This is a genomic window from Alteromonas sp. W364 (genome assembly GCF_031846205.1).
GTDB classification, from domain to species: domain Bacteria; phylum Pseudomonadota; class Gammaproteobacteria; order Enterobacterales; family Alteromonadaceae; genus Glaciecola; species Glaciecola blandensis.
Map to the genome: position 1 here is coordinate 154,784 of NZ_JAVRID010000002.1, position 24,383 is coordinate 179,166.

General features: G+C 42.2%; 20 protein-coding genes and 1 riboswitch. Of the genes, 9 read left to right on the forward strand and 11 right to left on the reverse strand.

Annotated elements, in window-relative coordinates:
- The first annotated feature begins 47 nt into the window (after positions 1-47).
- Genes epmA through RM556_RS03525 form a run of 3 tightly spaced genes read left to right on the forward strand, consistent with a single transcriptional unit; the run spans position 48 to position 2,223 of the window.
- On the forward strand, positions 48-1,046 hold the full coding sequence (gene epmA, locus RM556_RS03515; protein WP_311361868.1) for an elongation factor P--(R)-beta-lysine ligase: 999 nt from the start codon (positions 48-50) through the stop codon (positions 1,044-1,046).
- A 27-nt stretch (positions 1,047-1,073) separates the two neighbouring features.
- Positions 1,074-1,694 carry a hypothetical protein gene (locus tag RM556_RS03520; RefSeq protein ID WP_311361869.1) on the forward strand — a complete coding sequence of 207 codons (621 nt, stop codon included), beginning with the start codon at positions 1,074-1,076 and terminating at the stop codon, positions 1,692-1,694.
- The gene (locus RM556_RS03525) at positions 1,687-2,223 is read left to right on the forward strand and encodes a GNAT family N-acetyltransferase (RefSeq protein WP_311361870.1); all 537 of its coding nucleotides are present in this window, start codon (positions 1,687-1,689) and stop codon (positions 2,221-2,223) included. The genes RM556_RS03520 and RM556_RS03525 overlap by 8 nt, the downstream gene beginning before the upstream one ends.
- A gap of 90 nt (positions 2,224-2,313) precedes the next feature.
- Here the strand turns inward: RM556_RS03525 and RM556_RS03530 are convergent, their stop codons facing one another.
- From RM556_RS03530 to RM556_RS03545, 4 genes are all read right to left on the reverse strand, one after another.
- The gene (locus RM556_RS03530) at positions 2,314-3,750 is read right to left on the reverse strand and encodes an aldehyde dehydrogenase family protein (RefSeq protein WP_311361871.1); all 1,437 of its coding nucleotides are present in this window, start codon (positions 3,748-3,750) and stop codon (positions 2,314-2,316) included.
- Between the two features lie 168 nt (positions 3,751-3,918).
- Entirely contained in the window at positions 3,919-5,559 is a 1,641-nt protein-coding gene (locus RM556_RS03535) for an acetolactate synthase large subunit (protein WP_311361872.1), read from the reverse strand.
- Between the two features lie 123 nt (positions 5,560-5,682).
- Positions 5,683-6,291, reverse strand: a complete 609-nt coding sequence (locus tag RM556_RS03540) for a peptidylprolyl isomerase (RefSeq protein WP_409220045.1) — start codon at positions 6,289-6,291, stop codon at positions 5,683-5,685.
- A 1-nt stretch (position 6,292) separates the two neighbouring features.
- Positions 6,293-7,477, reverse strand: a complete 1,185-nt coding sequence (locus RM556_RS03545; RefSeq protein WP_311361873.1) for a methyltransferase — start codon at positions 7,475-7,477, stop codon at positions 6,293-6,295.
- Positions 7,478-7,526: 49 nt separating this feature from the next.
- Between RM556_RS03545 and RM556_RS03550 the strand changes: the two genes are divergently transcribed.
- The 3 genes from RM556_RS03550 (at position 7,527) to RM556_RS03560 (ending at position 10,192) form a co-directional block, all read left to right on the forward strand.
- Positions 7,527-8,147 carry an alpha-ketoglutarate-dependent dioxygenase AlkB gene (locus RM556_RS03550; protein WP_311373853.1) on the forward strand — a complete coding sequence of 207 codons (621 nt, stop codon included), beginning with the start codon at positions 7,527-7,529 and terminating at the stop codon, positions 8,145-8,147.
- 69 nt (positions 8,148-8,216) lie between these two features.
- Positions 8,217-8,531 carry a BolA/IbaG family iron-sulfur metabolism protein gene (locus tag RM556_RS03555; RefSeq protein WP_311361875.1) on the forward strand — a complete coding sequence of 105 codons (315 nt, stop codon included), beginning with the start codon at positions 8,217-8,219 and terminating at the stop codon, positions 8,529-8,531.
- Positions 8,532-8,626: 95 nt separating this feature from the next.
- On the forward strand, positions 8,627-10,192 hold the full coding sequence (locus tag RM556_RS03560) for a SulP family inorganic anion transporter (RefSeq protein ID WP_311373854.1): 1,566 nt from the start codon (positions 8,627-8,629) through the stop codon (positions 10,190-10,192).
- A gap of 59 nt (positions 10,193-10,251) precedes the next feature.
- On the opposite strand, the gene RM556_RS03565 is transcribed toward RM556_RS03560, so the two are convergent.
- The 7 genes from RM556_RS03565 to ccoG all read right to left on the reverse strand — a co-directional run bounded on the left by RM556_RS03565 (position 10,252) and on the right by ccoG (position 18,028).
- Positions 10,252-10,527 (reverse strand): peptidylprolyl isomerase, encoded by a 276-nt coding sequence (locus RM556_RS03565; RefSeq protein WP_311361877.1) that lies wholly within the window; start codon positions 10,525-10,527, stop codon positions 10,252-10,254.
- A 6-nt stretch (positions 10,528-10,533) separates the two neighbouring features.
- A complete protein-coding gene (locus RM556_RS03570; protein ID WP_311373855.1) occupies positions 10,534-11,475 on the reverse strand; it encodes a methyltransferase in 942 nt (313 codons plus the stop codon).
- 66 nt (positions 11,476-11,541) lie between these two features.
- On the reverse strand, positions 11,542-12,267 hold the full coding sequence (locus tag RM556_RS03575; protein WP_311373856.1) for a thiol:disulfide interchange protein DsbA/DsbL: 726 nt from the start codon (positions 12,265-12,267) through the stop codon (positions 11,542-11,544).
- A 263-nt stretch (positions 12,268-12,530) separates the two neighbouring features.
- A complete protein-coding gene (locus tag RM556_RS03580; RefSeq protein WP_311361880.1) occupies positions 12,531-13,151 on the reverse strand; it encodes a thiol:disulfide interchange protein DsbA/DsbL in 621 nt (206 codons plus the stop codon).
- Positions 13,152-13,334: 183 nt separating this feature from the next.
- Positions 13,335-15,242 (reverse strand): TonB-dependent receptor domain-containing protein, encoded by a 1,908-nt coding sequence (locus RM556_RS03585; protein WP_311373857.1) that lies wholly within the window; start codon positions 15,240-15,242, stop codon positions 13,335-13,337.
- 53 nt (positions 15,243-15,295) lie between these two features.
- A riboswitch (cobalamin riboswitch) is annotated at positions 15,296-15,525 on the reverse strand.
- Between the two features lie 81 nt (positions 15,526-15,606).
- Entirely contained in the window at positions 15,607-16,596 is a 990-nt protein-coding gene (locus tag RM556_RS03590) for a serine/threonine protein kinase (protein WP_311361882.1), read from the reverse strand.
- Positions 16,589-18,028 carry a cytochrome c oxidase accessory protein CcoG gene (gene ccoG, locus RM556_RS03595; protein WP_311361883.1) on the reverse strand — a complete coding sequence of 480 codons (1,440 nt, stop codon included), beginning with the start codon at positions 18,026-18,028 and terminating at the stop codon, positions 16,589-16,591. The genes RM556_RS03590 and ccoG overlap by 8 nt, the downstream gene beginning before the upstream one ends.
- A 268-nt stretch (positions 18,029-18,296) precedes the next feature.
- Here ccoG and RM556_RS03600 point away from each other — a divergent pair, with 268 nt between their 5' ends.
- From RM556_RS03600 to RM556_RS03610, 3 genes are all read left to right on the forward strand, one after another.
- Positions 18,297-18,650 (forward strand): hypothetical protein, encoded by a 354-nt coding sequence (locus tag RM556_RS03600; protein ID WP_311373858.1) that lies wholly within the window; start codon positions 18,297-18,299, stop codon positions 18,648-18,650.
- Positions 18,651-18,734: 84 nt separating this feature from the next.
- Positions 18,735-19,316, forward strand: coding sequence for a DUF3016 domain-containing protein (locus tag RM556_RS03605; protein WP_311361885.1), 582 nt, complete (start codon positions 18,735-18,737; stop codon positions 19,314-19,316).
- A 329-nt stretch (positions 19,317-19,645) separates the two neighbouring features.
- Positions 19,646-24,310: an ExeM/NucH family extracellular endonuclease gene (locus tag RM556_RS03610; RefSeq protein WP_311373859.1), complete on the forward strand. Its 4,665-nt coding sequence runs from the start codon at positions 19,646-19,648 to the stop codon at positions 24,308-24,310.
- The last annotated feature ends 73 nt before the right edge of the window (positions 24,311-24,383 follow it).

The window sequence follows — 24,383 nt, forward strand, 5'->3', positions numbered from 1 at the left end:
CTTAAAGGGGCACATCGATGTCCCTTTTTTATAGTTGAATAAATATTATGCAGCAACAAGCTAATTGGCAGCCTAGTGCAACTATTCAAAACGTAGTTTTGAAAAATACTATATTGGCAAAAATTCGAGGCTACTTTGAGTCGGAAGGAGTGTTAGAGGTCGACACCCCTGTTTTATCTAAGTCGACAGTGACAGATCTACATTTAGATGCATTAGAGACGATTCATACAAACCCCTTGTCAGTTAAACGGACACACCTTTTTCTGCAAACTTCACCAGAATATTATATGAAGCGGCTACTTTGCGCTGGGTTTCCAAGTATTTTCCAGATTGCCAAGTGTTTTCGTGATGATGAAGTTGGCAGGTACCACAGCCCTGAGTTTTTAATGTTAGAGTGGTATCGACTTGATTTCTGTATGCAAGAACTGATTGACGATGTGATGGAAGTGCTTCGACTGACTCTCAATGTTGAAGGTTATCAGCAGATTACCTATGCCTCTTTATTTGAAAAGCATCTCAATATTGATATAACAGGTGTGTCCTGTTTAGAGTTGCAGGCTGCATGCTCAAAATATGGCTTCGAAGATATTGTCAGTAAACTAAACAACAGCCAAAACCAGAGTTCTGATATAGATCTGATGCTCCAACTCTTATTCTGCGAACTTATTGAACCGCTAATTGGTAAAGATAGTCCAGTTGTCGTTACACATTTTCCAGCTAGTCAGGCATCTTTGGCGGCATTGAATGTAGATAATCCAATCTTTGCAGAGCGGTTCGAGGTGTATTATCGGGGGGTTGAATTAGCCAATGGTTTTGAAGAGCTCGGTGATCATGATGAATTGCGTGAACGCTTTAACAGCGATAATAAACTCAGGGAGATAAACTCTAAAAAGCAAAAGCCACTTGACGAAAAGTTTCTTCAGGCTATGGAGGCTGGACTACCGTCTTGTTCTGGCGTTGCGCTTGGATTGGACAGATTGCTTATGATAGCCGCAAACAGCGAGCACATCAGAGAAGTACAATCTTTTTCTTTTGACGCTTGGTAGACCGGTAAATAAAACGGAGAGGCCCATTTGAATAAGCTAATCGATTGGTTTGATGAGATTTGCCCCGAAACTATCGTTTTGGGCTATGGGAGTTTGATGAACCAGTCTAGCCGTGAAACCTATAATAATATCAATTCTTTTTGTTTGCCTGTAAAAGTTCATGGTTGGAAACGAGAGTGGGTCACTCGCTCTGTAGCAGAGCAGCAGACATATGTAGGTGCAATTCAGGCCCAGAATAGTGTAATCAATGCCCAAGCTGTACCCTCAGTGATAGATCAAATGTTATTAAAGAGAGAAGTAGACTATCGGTTTGTTGAAATCCAGCCAGACAGCGTCCAGTTCACTAAAGAGGTGTGTCCCGAAATCCGGCAAAAGATAAATAATAGCAATATTTACATCTGTGAAAGCCTCTTAATCGAAGCGCCAACGAAAAAGTTTCCTGTCTACCAGAGTTACTTAGATACATGCCTCGCTGGCTGTATTGAAGTGGGAGGTGAAATGGAAGCGACAGCATTTATGCGGAGTACATCGGGTTGGCCAAGTTTCGGTGTAATTGATGACAGGGCAGCGCCTAGGTACCCGAGAGTAGGTCATATTTCAAAAGATAGCTATGAAATTATTGATAGTGTGCTCTCAGAATATGAATAAACTAAGCTCAGAGCGTTACCTTTATAGAGATGCATTGATTGATGATGCTGGTTTTTTTCTTACTCTCTTAAATGATGAGAATTGGCTACGATTCATTGGTGACCGAAATGTGCAAACGTTGCTTGATGCTGAAGGCTTTATCGTAAATCAAGTTAAGCCAATGTACTCCAGTTATGGGCTAGGAATGAAGGTTATTTGTAATAAGCAAACTGGTGAGCGTCTAGGGTTAATAGGCTTGTTAAAACGAGACTATTTAGATTCCATTGATTTGGGGTATGCGCTATTGCAGTCAGCTAGGGGAAAAGGAGTGATTGCTGAATCGGTTCCCTTATTTACCAATGTTGCTTTCAAGGAAATTGAGTCGACGAAACTTTATGCGACGGTTGATCCAGATAATTGCGCTTCTATTCGAATTTTACAGAAGAATCATTTTTGTTTAGCACCTAATCCGGAAGCCTTTGCCGATTTACCCTGTGGCATCATGCTTTATGTTAGATATAGAAATGAACATGATGCTTGTAAGACGTAATTACGGTCGTATATAAAATAGGTGTGTCCAATTTATGGAAGGTCAAAAAGACCTTCATAAGCGAAGGTCTTTTCACATGCATTATTCACTTTACTGCGGTGTTCTTATTACCATTAAACGAATTTCAGTCATATCCTCGATAGCAAATTTAATGCCCTCACGACCAAGTCCCGATTCTTTAACTCCGCCATAAGGCATATTATCAACTCGCCAACTTGGAACATCGCCTATAACGACACCGCCAACATCCAACTCGTCCCACGCTTTGTGAGCTTTATAGATATCTCTGGTGAAAATACCTGCTTGTAAGCCGAATTGACTGTTATTAACTAATGCTAAAGCTTCCTCGAAATCGTTAAATGAACTAATAATTGACACTGGTCCGAACGCTTCTTCAGAATTTACATCGCTACCGATAGGAGCGTCCTCTAGCAGTGTGGCTTGAAGCATCAAGCCCTCTCTTTTTCCACCACATAATAGTTTGGCACCATCTTCAATCGCGCTATTAATCCAGCCTTCCAAACGTTTTGCTTCTGACTCAGAAATCATGGGTCCGATGAAAGTATCTTCATTTAAGGGATCGCCATGAACTAAATTGGCAACCTTATCTTGATACTTCGATTTAAACTCGGCATAAATTGATTCATGAATGAAAATACGTTGAACACTAATGCAACTTTGCCCCGATTGATAGTAGGCACCAAAAACAATACGCTCGATTGCGTCATCGATATCAGCATCATGGTCGACAATACACCCTGCATTTCCCCCTAGCTCAAGGATTACTGGCTTTTTACCTGCTTTTGCTTTGAGTTGCCAACCTACATCTGGCGAACCGGTAAAGCTCAGAAGCTTGAATCTATCGTCTGTGGTAAATAAATCTGCGCCATCACGACTGCACGGTAGAATTGAAAAAGCACCTTCGGGTAAATCTGTCTCAGCTAACACTTCCCCAATGATGAGTGCTCCTATCGGCGTTCTGCTCGCTGGTTTGAGTACGAATGAACACCCAGCCGCAATGGCGGGAGCTATTTTGTGCGCAGCAAGATTAAGTGGGAAGTTGAATGGAGAAATAAATGAACATGGGCCAATAGGCACTTTTTTATATTGACCTTGATAGCCTTTCGCCCGCTCAGTAATTTCTAAATTCATGACCTCGCCAGAAATCCTAACTGATTCCTCAGCTGCTATTTTGAAGGTATCTATTAATCGAGTGACCTCGCCACGCGCGTCTTTAATCGGCTTACCAGCCTCAATGCAAAGGGCGTAAGCTAACTCATCAAAGCGTTCCCTAAACCGTGTCACACAATGCTCAAGGATCTGTTGTCGCTTGTATGCTGGCATTTTATTTAGAGCAGGTTGACTGGCTTCAGCGGCTTCTATTGCTTTATCAATGACTTTCGCATCGGCAAGTGCTATTTGCGTCGCTACTTCACCAGTATATTTATTGGTTACATCAAGATCTTTGTTCGCAAATACCGCTTTGTTTGCGAGGTAATATGGGTACTGCTTAGCTAGTTTATTCATTTTGTCTCCTCCTAAAGGGACACACCTATTTGGGTGTTTGCTCGGCTATCTGGCGTTCGTGGTCATTAGTAGCTTTAGTTCGCAGCGAAATAGGTGTGTCCCTTTACGCTCAACTTGCACAAACGCCTTAGCTTAAAAAGGTGTGTCCGATTTAAATCAACGATACTACTAAAGTGCTGCACTCAGTTTTCTAATCGTTTTGTTCAAAGTCTCGTCATTGAGGCTATAGTCGACGGGAACATCTATCAAATGGACGTTCGGCTCAGCTAAACACTTCTCTAACGTTGGTAGCAGTTGGTCGGTGGCTTCTACTCGCCAACCTTTACCGCCATATGATTCGACATACTTTACGAAGTCAGGATTACCATAGTCTAAGCCATAGTTTTCAAACTCCATATTAGCTTGCTTCCATTTGATCATACCGTAGGCGTCATCTCTAAGAATGATCACAACAATATGTAGGTTGAGCCTCACCGCGGTTTCTAACTCTTGACTGTTCATCATAAAGCCGCCGTCACCACAAACGGTTACGACTGCTCTATCCGGGTGAACAAGTTTAGCTGCCATCGCAGATGGTAGGCCAGCCCCCATCGTCGCGAGTGCGTTATCAAGTAATAGAGTGTTAGGAAGGAAGGCCGGATAATTTCGGGCAAACCAAATTTTGTAAACGCCATTATCTAAAGTAACAATCCCGTTTTTAGGCATCGCTTTGCGTACTTCTCGCACAAACCGTTCAGGTAAAATTGGAAATCTGTCATCATCTTCTGAAGCCGTTCTATGTTCTACGTAAGCATCATGAACATCTTGGTAGAAACCCAGCTTCCAGCTTTCTTGCGCTTGTATTTTCTCATTTATCTGCCAAATACTATTTGCAATATCACCAATTACTTCAAGTTGAGGGAAATAGACTGGGTCGACAGCTGCTGAGTCGAAATTAATATGAATGACCTTCTGGTTATCGTCTTCCATAAAGAAAGGCGGCTTTTCAACCACATCATGGCCAACATTAATAATTAGGTCTGCTCTATCAATAACGCGGTGAACAAAATCGCCAGAAGATAAAGCAGTGTTGCCCATAAACAGTTTGCCACTCTCATCCAAGACGCCCTTACCCATTTGCGTTGTGATATAAGGAATGCCAGTTTTATCTACAAACTCTTTCAGCATTTTTGCTGTTAACTTACGGTTTGCACCTGCTCCAATCAACAGCACAGGAGATTTGGCTTTCTCAATCATATCGACGGCTGCATTGATTGCCTTATATTCTGCTATAGGGCGACGTGCGATACTCGGTTTGAGGACAGGAGTATTGGTTTCTTCATCAGCAATATCCTCTGGGAGCTCTATATGTGTAGCGCCTGGTCGCTCTTCAGAGGCGAGTCTAAAGGCCTCCCGCACAACAGATGGTATACGATCACCACTCACAACTTGTGTTGTGTACTTGGTAATCGGGCGCATCATGTCTACAACATCAATGACTTGAAACCGTCCTTGTTTGCTAGTTTTAATCGGTTTTTGTCCGGTAATCATAAGCATTGGCATGGCGCCAAGTTGGGCGTATGCAGCAGGAGTAACTAGATTCGTGGCGCCTGGACCTAAGGTCGATAAACAGACACCTACTTTTCCAGTTAGTCTGCCGTAGGTTGCGGCCATAAAGCCAGCGCCTTGCTCATGGCGAGTGAGGATCAGTTTGATTGATGAACTTCTGAGAGATTCCAATAAATCTAAGTTCTCTTCCCCTGGAATCCCAAAAATATATTCGACGCCTTCAGCTTCTAGCGCTTTTACCATTAAGTCAGATGCTTTCATGTTTGCCTCTTTTACCAAATTGAATATTTAGTATAGATTGGTAATGCCAATTTACATATTCAATTAACGAATAATGTATTTGAGCAATTTTTGGACACTACCATTCTATGAGAAATAACAGAGTTAAAAAGCTGAAGGAAGCACTGTTGCCTTTATAAGTATGACATCTTCTACAGGGGCGTCTTGGAATCTTATTAGTGCTTTGTACTCAGTTTCGACTTCTGCGATTTTGTCGAGTACTTCATAGCCTTCGGTAACACTTCCGAAAACGGTATATCCCCAAGTCTTGCCAGGGTTTAGGTTATCGTTATCTTTCATGTTGAAGAAAAACTGCCTTTTGGCTGTATGTGGATCATCTTCTCTTGCCATGGCAATTGTATGAAGGTCATTTTTCAGGCCATTTCCCGACTCATTATAAATCGTGCGATTTGCTTTTCGTTCTTTGTATTCCGGCTCATAACCACCACCCTGAACAATATAGTTTGGAATAATTCGGTGGAAAATGGTGTTGTTATATTCGCCACGTTTTACATAGCTCAGGAAGTTATTCACAGTAATGGGAGCTCGTTTCCTGTTGAGCTCGATAACAATGTCGCCCATGCTTGTTTCGAATTTCACCATGGGATAATAATTATCGGGTTGGATGTTTTCACCTGGTTGTTTTTGCGCTTTTGCGGCAACCCCGTCGATGCTGACAACAATCAATACAAGAATGAAGAGAATGTTTTTCAATTTAAGACCTCGCTTTGTAAGTAGATAAAATACTAAACTTCTTGTTACTATCAATGACCTGATATCCACCGAAAAGTTTCTTTAGTTTTTGTGGGTAATCCAAGTGGCGATTGCCTACAATCCGTAATTCCCCGCCATGTTTTAAAACAGATTTTGAATCTTTGAACATCTGATAAGCAACATGATCTGTAATTGCATTCTGTTGATGAAACGGAGGATTACAAAGCACTAAATCATAAGATGATTCAGCGTCTTTCAATACTTCCTCGAGACAATTACTGACAACAAAACTAGCTCGCTCGTCGCTGCCTAAGTGCGCAATAACATTGAGTCTTGCAGACTCAACTGCCATGAATGATTCATCAACAAATGTGACATGTGCGCTTGGGTTTTTACTTAAAATGGACACACCTAAAACGCCGTTACCACATCCAAGATCTATCACTTTTTGGTCTGTCGCATCGGGAAGATTTTTCAATAGAATTCGAGCGCCAATATCGAGATGCTCACGACAAAAAACATTCGCATGATTATGTAATTCGAATGAAATCAAGGGATCAGTCACAGTAGTTGGATAAGGACTGTCATTGCTCGGCTTTTTTTCAAAACGGGAAAATATTAATCGCGCTTTCTTTTTAGCAAGAGATGTTGTCGTTTTCCCAATATATTTTTCAAACAAGCGTAAAACCGAATTTTGTACGGCTTTGACTTTCCCTGCTGCGATAACTTTCGTGTCAGGACTCAACACTTTACTTAAATTAATAAGTTGATATTCGAGCAATGCAAGGGTCCTGGGTATTTTGATGATTACAAGCGCGGGTGGAGCTTTTGCAAAGGTGGCTAAGTCCAGTAATGCATCAGCAAAGACCACGTTTTCTGGCTCATAGCCATTTATAAGCATGTTTGTAGTGAGGCTTTTATGAGATATCCATGAGTCTGAAATGAATACTGGTGAATATGCTTGTAGCCAGCAGGTTAAGGCACCGAATTCATCGTTTAGGATGAAAATAGGTGTGTCCGATTTGCAGTCTACACCATCAAGAGAAGCCAAAATATCGCAATTTTCAATATGCTCAATAATGTACTCGTCTGCGGAGTCCCAAGCCTGCAAACTAACATGCTGGTGCTTGGCCGGATAACGTTCTAAATGTAAAGTGCGCTCAAAAGCGCTAAAGTGCGTATTCATCTCTTACCTAAAGTTGATAGTCAAACTCACAAAAAACGAAATCCGAATTATGCAAAAAAGTCTGTTTCCACAAAACCAATTACAAAGTCTACCTTTGGTAGATGCAAAGGTACAATTTTTAGAGAATTGGCTCGATTCAACAACAGCAGACGACTACTTTGACCAGTTTCATCAACAACTTGATTGGCAAGAAGGAGAAATCAAAATATTTGGTAAAACGACCAAAATACCCCGTTTACAGGCTTGGTACGGGGATGAGGGGACCGATTACCAATATTCGGGAGTGACAATGAAACCGCTTAAATGGACACACCAATTACTGAGGTTGAAAGAACAATGCGAGGCACTAACAGGTGTGTCCTATAATTCGGTGCTAGCGAATTTATACCGCGATGGTAGCGACAGCATGGGGATGCATTCCGATAACGAACCGGAGTTGGGTTTATCCCCAACTATTGTCTCCGTGTCACTTGGAGAAACACGCAACTTTGACTTTAAACACCGTGTAAGCGGTGAAAAATATAGATTACCCCTGTCACACGGCTCGGTACTCGTTATGTCTGGGTCAACACAAAAGTATTGGTTACACGGCATCGCTAAAACAAAAAAATCACAACAAGCTCGGATAAACTTAACTTTTAGACAAATCAAAAGTAACAACCAAAAGTAACGCATTCACATTTTGTCGTATTGCATCAAAACGTTTATCATTCACTTATTACATTTTAGGAACCTTTTTATGACAGTACAGCAATCGATCATTGATAAAATTAAAGCGCAGTTTTCCCTTGTGCATCTTGAAGTCGTGAATGAAAGTCATATGCACAATGTCCCCGCGAATTCAGAAACTCACTTTAAGGTTGTCTTAGTATCAGATGATTTTGATGGACAACGGCTCATACAGCGACAGCGCGCAATCAATAAGTTATTAGCCGAAGAGTTGGCAGGGCCAGTCCACGCGCTAGCACAACACATTTACACACAAGCTGAATGGGAAAAGAAGTTTGCAGTAGCTCCTGATTCTCCTAACTGTTTGGGTGGCAGTAAAAGCTAGATTCGTTCGTAAATGATATTAACAATCTGTTAAAGGAATTTTGTTTGCATTTCTGCTAGACTCGCCGCAACTTTAAGATATTCGAAATGTAATTTATGTTTAATTTGATTAATGGCACGAAAGGAAACGTGAAAAACGACATCCTTTCGGGTGTGACTGTAGCCCTTGCCTTGGTCCCTGAAGCTGTAGCGTTTGCCTTTGTTGCGGGTGTCGAGCCAATGGTTGGTCTTTACGCAGCCTTTATGATGGGGCTAATAACATCGGCTATTGGTGGCCGTCCAGGTATGATTTCTGGAGCCACTGGTGCAATGGCTGTTGTGATGGTCGCTTTAGTTGCTGAACATGGCGTGCAATATCTCTTTGCCGCGGTTCTATTGGCTGGCTTGTTGCAGATCTTAGCGGGTATATTCCGGCTCGGTAAGTTTATTCGCCTGGTTCCCTATCCAGTGATGCTAGGGTTTGTGAATGGTCTAGCTATCGTTATATTTTTAGCTCAATTAGGCCAGTTCAAAGTCACGAGCCCCTTGGGCCAGCTAGAATGGATGTCTGGTACGATGCTGTACATCATGCTCGGCTTGGTAATTTTGACGATGGCTGTTATCTATTTATTGCCAAAGTTGACCACTGCCATCCCCGCGTCATTGGTAGCGATTGTTGGTGTTACCTTGCTTGTTCATGGGTTTGACTTAGAAGCTCGCACGGTTATCGATTTTGTCCGAGATATGGTGCCAGAAGCTCAAAAAGCGACGGTAACATTGGCTGGTGAGTTACCTTCCTTTAGTATTCCGTCTGTTCCTTTTACAATGGAAACCTTCTACATCATTCTTCCAACAGCGATCATATTATCACTCGTAGGCCTAATTGAATCTCTATTAACGCTGACATTAATTGATGAAATGACTGACACTCGCGGTCAGGGCAATAAAGAATGTGTTGGCCAAGGTGTTGCAAATACAGTTAACGGTTTCTTTGGTGGAATGGGTGGTTGTGCCATGATTGGTCAAAGCATGATCAACATAAACTCAGGTGGTCGAGGCCGTTTATCTGGTATCACGGCAGCTTTAGTTCTACTTGGTTTTATCCTGTTTGCTGCACCATTGATTGAGATGATACCACTGGCCGCATTGGTTGGCGTTATGTTTGTTGTCGTCATCGGTACATTTGAATGGGCGTCGTTTAGAATTATTCGAGGCGTTAATAAAGAAGATGCCTTTGTGCTGTTCTTAGTGACAGGTATTACGGTTATCGCTGACTTGGCGATAGCTGTTGTCGTTGGTGTTATCGTTTCCGCACTCGTGTTTGCTTGGAAGCACGCGACGCATATTATGGCAAAGACGCACACCGATGATGATGGATGGAAAGTGTATGACTTGGAAGGGCCTTTATTCTTTGGCTCAGTGACTCACTTTAGAGAGATCTTTGACCCACAAAATGATCCTGAAGATGTAGTGATAGACTTCCAAGAATCACGTATTTGGGACTCTTCAGGTATTGATGCGCTTGACGGACTTGCTGACAAATATAAAGAACAAGGTAAGAAGCTCCATATTCGTCATATCAGTCCCGAGTGCAGGGTCTTGCTCAGAAAGGCCGGAGATTATGTTGAAATTAACGTGAATGAAGATCCTAGGTATCGGGTGGTGTCAGACACACTAGGTTAATTGACGACTTAGGAATATGAAAACGGGAGCAAGTGCTCCCGTTTTTTTATGACGTTGATTTAATTGCGATACAAGGTTTTGATTAAATGAAAACCAAACTGTGTTTTTATTGGCCCATGCACTTTAAGCACTTCTTTTTTAAATACCACATTATCGAAAGCTTTGACCATGTCACCACGCTTGAACTCGCCTAAGTCACCACCTTTCTTCGCGCTAGGACAAATACTATATTTTTTGGCTAGTTGCTGAAAGTTAGCTCCTCTGTCTAGTTCAGATTTGATTTTTTCAGCCTGAACTTTAGACTTGACCAATATATGACATGCTGCTGCTTTCATTATAGTTTATGGTGCCTTTTTAAATAACAATGTCATTCTATTTGACTCGCCAATGGCATCGACTTTTGCTTTTAATGCTGGGTCATCAGCTGTCCCGTTGTATGATGGTGGCAAACGCCAAACGACCTCGGATTCAGTTGGCAAATCACTAGGATTGGCATTGATATCAGATTCAGACACTAAGACAAATCCAGCTTCTTTGAAAGCTTCGATCACTGCAGACTTCTTCAAATATCCCGCACTTCCATCAGCCCATTTATCCGAGCTTTTATCAGGGGCTTGATGCTGAACTACGCCAACCATTCCAGAGTCCTTTAATAGCGTGTGAGTTGTTTTCAAGGCTTCTGTTAACGTACCCGCTTCTTCTTCAAAGCGATTTAAGTTATGTAAAGCACGAATAAACAATACTCTATCTAGAGTGCCAGCAAGCGCTTCTGGCGCAGAGTTAAATGTAAAACCACTCGCTTCGATACCATTGTCAGAGAAATCAGCAATCATATTAGGAAAAGCACTGGTTCTTTCTATCGCTCTTGCGATCCCTTCTTCAGAAAAGAAACCAAATCGTGGCCACATATCATCGTTGTAATTTATGCCATGAAGCTCGCCCTCGGCTCCCAAATACGTCGTCAATATTTTTGAATACCAACCACCACCGGGTAAAGCTTCCGCGACAGCCATGCCTGGCCCTACACGAAAAAACTCTAAAGTTTGAATTGGATTGCGCGCGTCATCTCTCGCTTTATCTTCGTCTGTTCGAACTTTAATTGCGTGAAACAAGCGACCACGATCTACTGTAGGTTCGCGGTCTTTCAGCTCTGCCACTGCCGCAGCAGGTTCAGGGCTTGCTTTGACTTCTTCTTTAACGTCGCTTGATGGCGCATCATTACAACCTTGAAGCGCTGCAAACGAGAGTAAACATGCCGCTGCTATAATTGATTTTTTAAACATAGTCGTCCCTTTTTTCATTCTAATTATTGAATTTAACCTGTTGTCCTAGTAGTAGACCACAACTAACTAGTTTTGTTTGCTTAGCCAGTATATCAATTCGACAACGTCATCCGCAGTCATATCGCGAGTGAAGGTAGCTTGGTATTTTCCATTGACTATAAAGTTAGGCACACTTTGCAGTATTTCGCGGTATTGGTCGATTGACGCGTTGTTGTTTTGCATTATTTCTTTAACTTCGTCGCTCTTTAAAGCGCTTTCAAAGTCTTCTTCCGTCACATCATAGGCAATAAGAATCGCCTTCACATCGTTTAGGCTCTTTATTTCAAGATTCTTTTCATGGATATGTTGAAAGATGGCTGCATTTACCATCTTTTCTTGATTTAAGTGTCTACCAATAGCCATACCTAAGGTAGCAAAATCTTGGATTTCAGGAGTAGTGAACCTCATAAAATTGACGTGTACTTTTTTGAAATCAGTATTGGAGTCTAGGCGGTCATTGATATTGTTTACCAGTGGTTCAAAGTTGTAGCAGTGTGGGCACCAAAATGAAAAGTATTCGACCACTTCAGGTTCTGCCCTTACCTCATCACTTATTACCTTGTAATGTACGCCTTCCTTCCAAGGAATAAGGCTCATAGGCATACTATCAGTGCTTTCCTTGGTATCAGCTTTAACTTCAGCACTTTGTTCTTTGGTACTACTAGTCGTCGCTGTGGTCTCTGGTTGACTGCATGCACTTATGAAAAAGATACATATAAAAAGTGAAGTAATAAGTTTAATCGACTGAGTCATGGGGTTCCCTGAAATAAAATGTTTTCTTGATTATAGAGAGTTTTACTCGAGCGTAAACACTTCGGCCCAAATGGGACACACCTATTTTGGATATTCGGTATGTCTTTGGGGTGAAACTTGATAGGAATAATTCATGAAAGTGATAAAAAGGTGTGTCCAAAAATAAAGGTAGTGGGTGATAAAACCCCGAAAGAGGTGTGTCCAATTTTCGGTGCGGGAATAAAAAAGGCCGCTAATGCGGCCCTTGTGTTAAATAGTGCGGTTTATGATTGTTTTGTTAACCATACAATCAGATTTACAATGTCGTCGGCAGTCATGTCACGAGTGAACGTGGCTTGATACTTACCATTCACTATAAAGTTAGGTACGCCTGAAACATAATCGCGGTATTCAGCGATTTGTTTGTTGTTTTTATTAACTAGATTTTTCACACTGAAACTTTTTGCTAATTTATCAAATTCTTCGCCATCTACGCCGTTAATAACGAAGATGCTTCTGAGATCTTTTAAGCTGCTAATTGTGCTACGTTGTTGATGGATGTAGTTAAAAATTGCACCATTAAGTTCGGTTTCTTTTTTTAGAGCACGTGCTATCACCATTGCAGTCGTCGCATTTTCCTGAACATCAGGTCCAGCCATTGGCATAAAATTAACATGCACTTTTGTAAATTTAACATCTTCACCTAAGCCAGCTTTGATATTCTTAACCAAAGGCTCAAATCGATAACAAGCAGGGCACCAAAAAGAGAAAAATTCCTTCACTTCTGGCTTGGCCGTCGCCTTGTCACTAATGACAGTATAATGTTTACCTTCTTGCCATTGCTCTTGAGCACTAATATTAAGTGACAGTACGGTTAGCAAAATTATTGAAAAAAGCTTCTTCATTGTGTTTTATTCCTTGTTCACAGCGCAGTAACGCGTGTATTAATTTTTCTGTTTGCAGAATACCATAAAGCGAAAAAATATTTCAAAACAAAAGGCCGCCTACTTCAGTAATGGCGGCCTTATTCATTTGTTGTTCAGCTTTACAACGCTTGGTTTAGAAACATTTGAGCCTTACTTATCCGTTTAGTTCAATTGGTATCGCAGGTTTAGCGTAATACGCCTTTTTTGCCCAACAAATCCAAAAACATCTTCATAATCTTCATTCAGCAGGTTTTCTGCGCGTAAGTTAAGCGTCAAGCTATCGTTTATCTTGTAGCCATAATTTGCACTTAGCAACCAATATGCACCTAATTCAACAAGTTCAGGAGAAGCAGGAAAAGGAGGAAAGAAGCGATCCAACTTTGACCCTGTGTAATCACCTTGAACATACACATTGTTTTGATCGTTAATGGTATAGTTCAAAGTTACTGAGCCTGTGTGTCGCGCACGCCTTAGCTCTATTTCAGTTGGTGCTTTCGCTTCTAAATACGCATAGCTTGCGGACCAGGCAAGATGATCCAAATATCCTTTCAGTGACAACTCAAAGCCTTTACGAGTACTCGTTTCTTCTAGGTTGTTAGCAGTAAAGGCGCCGCTTGTAGGATCAAATACGAAGCCATTAATTTCATCTTCCAACTCAGTATTGAAGTGAGTTAACTGTATGTCAATTTGATCTGTTGGGGCATATTCTAGCCCAACTTCGTTAGAGAAGCTGGATTCAGGCGTCAAATTGGGATTTCCCTGAAAAGTGCCCGGGAAAAAGCCAAACCTTTCGGTGAAACTTGGATTCTTGATTGCTTTGCCACGACTCAGAAATACCTTTAAATTTGGCATTACTTGCCAACTCAGACCTAATCGGAAGCTGCTGGCATCCTCAAATTCATCACTATTATCTCTACGTAAACTAGCACTTAAATACAATGATTCGCCTAAGCTAACTTGGCCATCTGCCAGCGCGGAGATTGTGGTGTTCGATTGTGACTGGTTAGGATCACCAAAGCTAATAGGGCCTGCCTGTTGAAAGTCCTCTTCGACGGCATCAACGCCTATGTTCAAGAAGTTTTGCTTGTAACCTGCACCCATGGATAAATCGAAATAGTGGAGCCAAGTTAAACGTTCTGTTTCACCTAAGGTACTCCCTGAGAATATATCTTGAGTATAGTTTTCACTTTCGTTACGACTTAGTTGGTAGCTTAATGATTGTGACCAGTTATTTGCTTTCGGCGCATATAACCATCTCAATAGATAGTTTAATTGTTCGCCTTCGCTAACGTTATCAGCGTCGGTTGGCAAGCCTGTAGTGGCAAAGTCAATTGCGTCAAACGAAGATGTAAACTCGACTATTCGTACATTGCTAGTCAGTTGATGCGCATCGTTAATATCATATTGCACTTGAGCGCTTAGGCTCGAATTGCGGTAGCCATCGTCCTCACCTCCATTTCGAGAGATGTTATCGCCATCTGTACTCAGGTGATTGAGGTTAATCGCAAAACTGAGTTTGTCGCTTTTTAAACTGTAGGATAAACCGAGTTCCTTAGTTGCTTGAGTACCCAACGCTATATTGCCTGAAAGTTGTTGCGGTTCACTTGCTCGCTTAGTCGTAATGCTTATGACGCCGGATACAGCGCTTGTTCCCCATAAGGCGCTTTGCGGGCCTCTTAGTAGCTCAATATGTTCTATGTCTGCAACAACAATATGCGCGAAGTCAACAAGGCCACCTTGCCCTATGTCGTTAACTTCCACACCGTCAATGAGGACTAAAATATGATTACTCTCACTCCCGCGGAAACGCAATTCGCTTAGCGTTCCAGTCGGCCCTGACTGACTCACATTGACGCTTGCAAATGTGCGCAAAAGCTCCACAACAGTGCTCGCTCCGGATGCTTTGATTGTGTCTTCGTCTAAGAAGGACACCGAGCCGGCTAAAGTACGTTTGTCGATTGCTGCTCGTGAACCAAGCACACTAATGGTTTCAAGATCATTGTTAGATTGTGAATAAACAGTAGGACTCGCAGCGATGAAAGCTGCTAAAAAAGATAGTTTTATTTTCATTTTAAATATGGACTCTGTGAATGCTCCACCCGAGCATGTCAAATAGGAAAGGTCGAAACCTCGCTTATCAAGGCCGGTATCCGGGCTCACACAATCATTTCAAAACCTTCCCATGCAAAAAGAGGCACAGTGGTTGACGTCGTTATTCACGATGAATGAAAAGTGGAAAAGTGGACTCTTCCTGTGTTTACCGTTGCGGGGGCAGCGCTAGATTCTCACCAGCTTCCCGTTTAACTCATAGTTTGAAAATTCAGCTATGAGCACCTTGAACGTGGCGAATTATAAATGGATTCAAGCATTTGTGTAGCGTTATTCCGATATTTTTAGCTATGACATATAGCGAGTTCGCAGAGATTACCGACGCTTACAATTTGATAGGCTCTTCGTGCAACGCCGAATATTGCTCTTTCAAGGCTAAAATTTGATTTTCCCAATATTTATCCTCAGCGAACCAAGGGAATGCCTGAGGAAACGCGGGGTCTTCCCATCGTAGGCTAAGCCATGCCATGTAATGGACCATACGCATAGCGCGTAAAGGTTCGATTAACTTTAGCTCTTTAACATCGAAGGGCTGAAATTCTTCATAAGCTTCAACGAGTGTGTCCAACTGTATGAATTGCTGTTGTCTATCACCGGAAAGCATCATCCATAAGTCCTGAACCGCGGGGCCCATGCGACAATCATCCAGATCGACAAAGGTAGGCCCATCACGCCAGAGGATATTACCCGGATGCAAGTCGCCATGTAGTCTGATGTTTTTGTATGAGCCAGTAAATCGAGTTTTGGTTTCTTTAATGACCATATCTAAAATAGTATGAAACGCTGTTTGCAGGTGGTGAGGAAGCAAACTACCATTTTCTAATACGGTTTTAGGTGTGTCCAAGTAAGTCTGGACATCCATTGCGGGTCTAGTCTCGAATGACGACGATTGAGCAACTCGATGTATTCGGCCGATAAACCTGCCCATCCATTCAAGTTGGTCGAGGTTATCTACTTCAAACTGTCGACCACCGACAGAAGGAAATAGAGCGAATCGATAACCTTCATGCTCATGAAGGGTGTGTCCCGTTTGCGGAGCGTCGATATGAGACAAGCGCAAAGGCGCAACGACGGGGACTTCTTGCTCATGTAACTCGATTGAGAAGTCGTGTTCCTCTTGGATCTGGGTATTGGTCCAACGTTGAGGCCGGTAAAACTTCACAACATAACGTTGTTTGTCTTCACCTATGAATTGGTACACTCTATTTTCGTAGCTGTTGAGTGCTAAAAGCCCAGATTCGGCGCGCACACCCAAGGTTTCAATGGCATCCAGAATTAAATCTGGATGCAGACCTGCAAAGGTAAAGTCAGACATCAGTGAATATAAATTTAGTAGTTTCTTCTATTTTGATTATTTCACCATTTTCATCTTGTGTCTGTACATGAAATTTAAATTCGGTTATTTCTTCTGTCAGTGCATAGGGGTCACTGGTGACGCTGATCGGAAGTGTATAAACCTCACCTCCTCGCACTTGCACTTCGGATACGCCAACATAGTTGCCACTTTCCAAGCCACTGATACTGACTTTAAAAGTACGGTCCTGTTGTGATTTGTTAAGCAACTTCAGTGTATAAACGTTTTCTATAAGCCCTTGGTTTGTCTCACGATATAATGAATTTCGGTCTTTAATGATGTCGATTTCTAAGGGGACACGAGAGTAAATATCAAACACAAGCAAACTCGTCATAACAAGCAGAACAACCGCATAACCAATCAACTTGGGCCTAACTATCTTAGTGGTTCCGCCCGCCAGTTGGTGTTCTGATGTGAAGCTAATAAGGCCTTTATCATAACCCATCTTATCCATAACGCCGTTGCACGCATCTACGCAAGCGCCGCAGTTAATGCATTCGTATTGCAAACCATTTCGAATATCAATGCCTGTTGGGCAGACTTGAACACAGAGGTTACAGTCAATACAATCGCCAAGCCCTTTTTCTTGAAGTTGTTCTTGTGTCACTTTACGTGAGCGTGGTCCGCGCTTCTCGCCTCGTTCAGGGTTGTATGCAACAGTGAATGTATCTTTATCAAACATCGCTGATTGAAAACGTGCGTATGGGCACATGTGTGTGCACATAATTTCACGCATGTATCCAGCATTGCCATATGTACATACAGTGAAAAAGATGACGGAGAAACCAGCCCAGAAACTGACGTCAAAAGTGAAGAAGTCAACGAATAGGCTATCGATAGGTGTGAAGTAGCCTACGAAGGTGATGGATGTTAATAAGGCAACGCTTACCCAAGAGAAGTGCTTCAAGGTTTTACGGAAGAATTTGTCAGCGTCCATTTTCCGTTGGTCCAACTTCATTCTCTTATTTCGGCTACCCTCGATTTTTTCTTCAAACCAAATGTAGATAAAGGTCCAAGTTGTTTGTGGACACATAAACCCACACCACACGCGCCCAGCAAAAGTAGTGATAAAAAATAGAGCAAATGCGGAGACAATAAAAATATACGCAAGAATAGTCAGGTCTTGCGGCCAAAGTGTCATTGCAAAAATATTGAAACGTTGTTCTCCAATATCTAACAATACGGCTTGATTGCCGTTGTATTGAAGCCAAGGAATAAGCGCGAATACGCCTAGAAAGATCAAACCGAAGAAGCGTCGAATATTCTCCAGCATGCCTTCGACAGCTCTCACATAGATCCTGCTACGAGCTGGGTATGCTGATGAGTCACCACTATTTGAGGGTTTATGAATTTTTACCGGAGTGACGTCTTTGATATCAATTTTTTCGTTCATTAAGAACTCCGCGTGGGAAATGAAGAAGATACATAAATTTTAGGCTGACAGTATATCAAGAAGACGCAAGCAAATGTTAATTCAGATCAAATAAGAACAGTCTTTTCTTAAAGATTTTGTAAGCTTATATTTGAGCCATTTAGGTATACTTCAGGAAAACATACTAGCGTATTGTGGGAAATCATTGTATTTAACGTATGAATATCTATTATGTACTTAGGAATTTACTATCAACAATTAAGTACGCGTCTAAGGATCTACAGTTAATATGTGGCGAACATTTGTCATCATGATTGAAATTATTATATTAATCATTGTATTAAGGACGTCCTTTGTTCAATATTTCCTGTCTGACATCCAACAAACGGTGCTTGGTTGGATAGAAAACGTCGCTGAAATTCCTGAACAGCAGTCATTAGCTACGATACGCGAACGGTTTTTTCACAATAATATGTCTTTACAACCACACCAAACGGATTATGTGGTGTTGATTACCGACTCCAAAGAGTCGCTAACCAAATTCAATGAACGTTATTGTATAAATAATGACAAGAATCCATTCATCTACGGCGCGAATTTGAACCGCCTATGTGGTCACATCAAAGACAGCAAACTTTTCTAAATCTCAGGTCATTATTGAACCTGAACTTGATCTACGATGTCGTAGTAGTATATTTATTGAACAAGTTATGCGAAGGAGTGATAAATGAAATCAGTTAAATTTGGTCTAACATTATCGATTTTTATCTTTTCTGTGTCAGTACTATCTCAAGATATTAAAGAGCAAGAAGCTGATAAGGAAGCTGAGACAAAAGGTCCAGTTACTATAGAGTGGGTTAACCCTGAAGACTTCAGAGATGTTCGCCATCCGAGTGTATCAAGAGCGAAATACCGAGAGCGAGTGTTTGCGAAGTTAGAATCTCATTTCGACAAACTCGCTGAAGACCTTCCTGAGGGGTATCACTTGGCTCTTAAAGTAACCAACCTTGATATGGCTGGAGAAGTGCAAACAGCCACCCAAGCAGGCCTGATTGGTATGCATCATAGAGCTTCTGCAGGTTTTCAGGAATATAGAATAATGCGTGACATCGATATTCCTAGAATGACCTTTAGTTTTGAATTGAAAGATGCGGACGGAAAAGTAGTGCAATCAGAAGAAGTTAAGCTGAAAGATGTAGGCTTTCTAAACCGCACATCAACACGCTTCAAAAATAGACCATTGAAATATGAAAAAGCGATGGTATCTCGTTGGTTTAAAGAAACCTTTCTAGCTGAATCAGAAGCTTAATAATGGTAAATCCGGTGAAGGCTCAGTTTTTCGTCGGAACAACAGACACGTAATTTATGAAGAGCGCACCTTGCGCTCTTTTTTATTGAATTTTATTTTTCTGTTTATTAATTAAACAGGTTCTTTGAGAGCAGCTGGAAAACTGAATAACCATTTTTGTTCAGTATTTTATTTTTTTGCCGCAGAAGTTGAGTAGATTCAAGTACTTTAAAAATCCTACGCATTTTGTAAAACACCCTCGCAATAAATTCATTCAATTTGTCACACAAATGTAGTAATTTACCCATACCTTAGTATAGGAAAAAATACCTAACAGACGGACATATACAATGAAGATCAAAATGTTATCAGCGCTAATGCTTGGTGCACATTGTTTTACGGCTTCGGCGAACGTATTCATCTCAGAATACGTTGAAGGCTCAGGGAACAACAAAGCAATAGAAATATATAATAATAGCGACACTGGGGTTGATATCTCTCAACACCAAATAAAAGTGTACTTCAATGGTGGTAGCAGCGCAGGAACAACGATCAGTTTGTCCGGTGAAATAGCTCCCTTCAGTACCTATGTTGTAGCAACTACGAGTGCTGATGACGGCTTGAAAATGAACGCGCAGTTATTGACTGGCGCAAGCTTATTCAACGGTGACGATTTTATTGAATTGGTCGTTTCTAATGGCGCAGATAGCGAAACAGTGTTGGATACCATTGGTCAGTTTGAAGTTGACCCTGGATCAGCGTATTCCGTCACTGTGGATGGCGTAACATACTCAACTGCGAACAAAACTTTAGTTCGCCGCAGTAATATTACGATTGGGGACTCAGACGGCAGTAACGCGTTTGACCCAAGTGCTGAGTGGGAGGTTTTTTCGCAAGATGACTTCTCTAACATCGGTTCTCACACTACAACGGACACACCTGATGGTGGCTCGGACGGCGGATCTGATGGTGGTTCAGATGGCGGTTCTGATGGTGGTTCAGATGGAGGGTCTGACGGTGGTTCAGATGCATCTAATGGTGATTTAAGTGGCCAAGTCTGTACCAACTGTCCAGATCTAGCACAGTTTAAAGATCCGAGTGCTTTTGACGCGCAAGCTTATTATGCTGAAGTTGACCAACTTCTGAATGCCGAAGCAAGCGCAGCCCAGATTAAAGCAGCCCTGAGTTCGATTATATCTACAGATATACAACGACTGACTTACAGTGAAGTGTGGACTGCTCTAACCGCGACCGATGAAGACCCAAATAATAGTGACAACGTGATTCTTTTGTATTCAGGTCGTTCTATTCCGAAAGCTTCAAATGGCAGCGGCGCTGCATCAGGTGATGGTGACAACTGGAACCGTGAGCACTCTTGGCCAAAAAGCCATGGCTTTAGTAGCTCAAGTGATGAACCGTACACAGATATTCATCACCTTCGTCCAACTGATATTTCGATTAATGCTGCTCGCGGAAACTTAGACTACGATGAAAGCGACGCACCATTAAGCGATTCTCAGATTACATCTGAAACGGATCCATCGATACGTGCGTCAATTTTGGCCGCGACTGCAGACAACTTTGTAGATGGTGATTCTTTCGAACCCAATGCCAATGTGAAAGGTGACGTTGCGCGCATGATGTTTTACATGGATACGCGTTACGAGGCCGGTGGAACTTATATTGACCTCGTGCTTGTTGATCAGATTACTAGTACAGGCTCGCCAACTTTGGGTAAATTATGCACCTTGATCCAATGGCACAATGATGACCCAGTCAGTGAATTCGAAATAAATCGAAACGAACGCATTTATCAATATCAAGGCAACAGAAACCCATTTGTCGATAATCCTCAGTGGGTTGACTTGCTTTACTCATCTGAAACCTGTGGTGATGTGACTGGTGGCGGCTCTGACGGTGGTTCAGATGGCGGCTCTGACGGTGGTTCAGATGGCGGCTCTGACGGCGGTTCAGATGGTGGCTCTGACAGCGGTTCAGATGGTGGCTCTGACAGCGGTTCAGAAAGCGCACCAATGCTGATTACCGCTATTTTTGATGGTCCTCTCAGCGGCGGCACTCCTAAGGGTATCGAAATATTAGTGACTCAAGATATTCCAGACCTTTCAGTGTGTGCGGTGAGAACGGCTTCCAATGGCAACCAGCCAACGGGTGGCGATTACACTATCGATATTGGTGGTGACAACTCAGCTCAAAGCGGAGACTTCTTATACTTCTCGTCAGAATCTACTGGCTTTACTTCCTTTTTCGGTTTCGCGCCAAATGACACAACAGGTGAGTTGAGTATTAACGGTGATGATGCCGTTTTATTGGTTTGTGATGGCGTTGTCGTCGATGTATATGGTGTAGTTGGTGTTGATGGCTCGGGCGAAAACTGGGAATACCTAGATGGCTGGGCTTATCGTATCAGTGAAACAGGCCCTAGCACGACCTTTAACCCAAGTGAGTGGACTTTTAGTGGCCGAAATGCGCTTGACGGAGAGAGTAGTAACACAAACGCTATGATCCCTATTGGCACATACACGGCGGCAACTGGTGGTGTGTTCTTCTCTGAATATATTGAAGGTTCAAGCTTGAACAAAGCGGTTGAGATTGTGAACCTGAGTGGCGCAGCAATTGATTTAAGCGCATATTCTATTCGCTTATATTCAAATGGCAGCAGTTCAATCACTGCAGAATCTCCATTGAGTGGCACATTAGCGGCGAATGATGTTTATGTTATTGCGAACCCTGGTTTTGTCGATAATGCCGATATGCCTGTTGTCGATGCAATTAACTCTGTTGTGAATTTTAATGGTGATGATGCTTTTGCACTTGCTGATGCGAGCGGTAACATTGACGTTATTGGGCAGATTGGTGTTCGCCAAGTCTGGAGTGAAGGTGAAGCTTCTACTCAAAACGCGACGATTAGACGAAAAGCAAGTGTCACTGTTGGTGACGCTGATGGCACTAACGTCTTCAATCCTGCAATTGAATGGGATGGTTTCCCAATAAACGATACCAGCGACCTAGGTTTATATGGTGATGCAGGTGACGGCGGTGATGGTGGCGATCCAGTCGATGAAGCGATGTTAGGCCTATGCTTTGATCCTGCGACTCGTATCCATGAAGTGCAGGGCGATGCTGACACATCTCCTCTACTTGGACAGACTGTGGTTGTTGAGGGGCTTGTAACACTCGCTTCAAGTCAACTTGGCGGTTTCTTTATGCAAGAGGAAGATGCTGACCATGATAGTAACCCGTTAACGTCTGAAGGTGTCTTTGTCTCGACTGATTTCGAAGGTTTAGAGCTTCAAGAAGGTGATGTCGTTCGTGTGTTAGGTGCGGTTGCCGAACAATTTGGGAAAACCCAACTTAATGCAGAGTCAATTTCTTCATTCTGTAGCAGTGACTTCGCGACACCAGTAGTGTTGGAGTTACCATTAACAATCGACTTAGAGTCAGTCGAGAGCATGGTAATTGAAAGCTCTGAAGAATGGTTTGTGAATAATTTGCAAAACTATGGTCGTTTCGGTGAGCTAGTATTGGCGGATAAAGTTCGCTACAGCCCAACGCATTTATTCGCGACGGAATCAGCTGAAGCTGCAGCTCTAGACGCTGAAAATGATTTAAACCAAATTATCTTAGATGATTTGCTAAACGGTACTCCAGAAATATTTGACCTTCCAGCGGGTGGCTTCGATGCGAATAACCCAATTCGTATTGGTGATTCATTTCTATCTATCGTCGGTGTGCTTGATTTCGGATTTAGCAACTATCGAATTCGTCCTCTACAAACTCCTGTGCTTGAGCAAAACAGTTTTAGAACTGAAGCGCCTGAACTAGAGAGCGGCAACTTGAAAATTGCTAGCTTCAATGTACTTAACTTGTTTAATGGTAACGGCTTAGGTGACGGCTATCCAACAGCTCGTGGTGCAGAAACAGAAGAGCAGTATCAACTTCAACTACAGAAAATTACTAACGCGATCATCGCGATGGATGCTGACGTGGTTGGTTTGATGGAAATTGAAAACGACGGCTTTGATGAATTGAGCTCTATCGCTCAGCTAGTAGATAACATTAATGCTAATTTGGGTGATGATGTTTATGAGTTTATCAATGCTGGGGAAGCTCAAGGTACTGATGCAATCACAGTTGGTATTATCTATAAACTTCAAACGGTTAGTCCTGATGGTGCACTGAAAGTACTTAATTCCGATAATTCTATCGTTGATGAGTCAGGCGCTCCTTTGTTTGATACTAGTTTGAATCGTCCTTCATTCGCACAAGCTTTCGTTTTGAATGAGAGCGACAAGCCATTTGTTGTGAACGTAAACCACTTAAAGTCAAAAGGAAGCGGCGGTCGCTGTATCCAAGATAATGATAACGGTACTTTAGCCGGAAATTGTAATGTGACCCGTGATAGAGCGGCGCAAGCATTGCAAATCTGGTTGGCTGAACAATTCCAGGACACACCTGTTATGATTATCGGTGACTTAAATGCTTACGCAAAAGAAGAACCGATTCAAACATTAGTGAATGCCGGCTATAAAGATGTAGCGAGGGAACTAGAAGGCGAGTTGGCTTACAGCTATCGTTTCTCTGGTCTGTTAGGCTCTTTAGATTATGCTTTGGCCAATGAACAAGCCTTTGATGCGATTGTTGATGTGACTGAATGGCATATCAATGCTGACGAGTATGCGGGCTTTGATTATACTTCTGAACTTCCGTTCTCAAGTACAAGTAAGCCGGACGTATTCCTAAGTGAAAGCCCATACCGTTCTTCTGACCACGATCCAGTGATTGTTAGCTTACTATTGGAGGCTGATGCTCCAGCTTTCGGTGATGTTAATGCTGATGGAGAGATTAACTTCAGAGATTACTTCGCTATCTTGAGAAGCTTTGGTGCAAGAGAGGGAAGCGCTCGATTCAATCCTTTAGCGGATCTTGATAACAGTGGCCGAATCACATTCAGAGATCTATATATTTGGTATTTTGCTTATCTTTTTAGTAGATAATACAAAACCTTACCAGTATCTAAAAAGCCAGCATTAGCTGGCTTTTTTATTGTTTCAAATTTGATGCTAACGA